General features: G+C 52.3%; 1 protein-coding gene. It reads right to left on the reverse strand.

Going from position 1 to position 241, the window contains the following annotated elements; translation table 11 throughout:
• Positions 1-241, reverse strand: a 241-nt coding sequence (locus HMPREF0549_RS08995) for a hypothetical protein (RefSeq protein ID WP_003717995.1), incomplete at both ends; no start/stop codon positions are given.

A 241-nucleotide genomic window follows, 5' to 3' on the forward strand; every position in this document is an offset into this window, starting at 1 on the left:
ACGGCATCTGCGCCGTACATGCGAACAAACGCATTCAGATATTGCAGCGGCTGGCGATCTTCTTCCTGTGCCAGTAATAACAACGTTTGCAGGCAGCGATAATAGTTGGCGCGTTCCGGACTAAATACTGATGAGTTAAACTCCATCGTCCATTCGGTCCAGACCAGAGCCTGTTCCAGATCGCCACCAGCCAGCGCCAGCATGGCTTTTAATTCACCGATACGCAGGGTGTACCAACCGT

The organism is Limosilactobacillus vaginalis DSM 5837 = ATCC 49540, from assembly GCF_000159435.1.
Taxonomy (GTDB): domain Bacteria; phylum Bacillota; class Bacilli; order Lactobacillales; family Lactobacillaceae; genus Limosilactobacillus; species Limosilactobacillus vaginalis.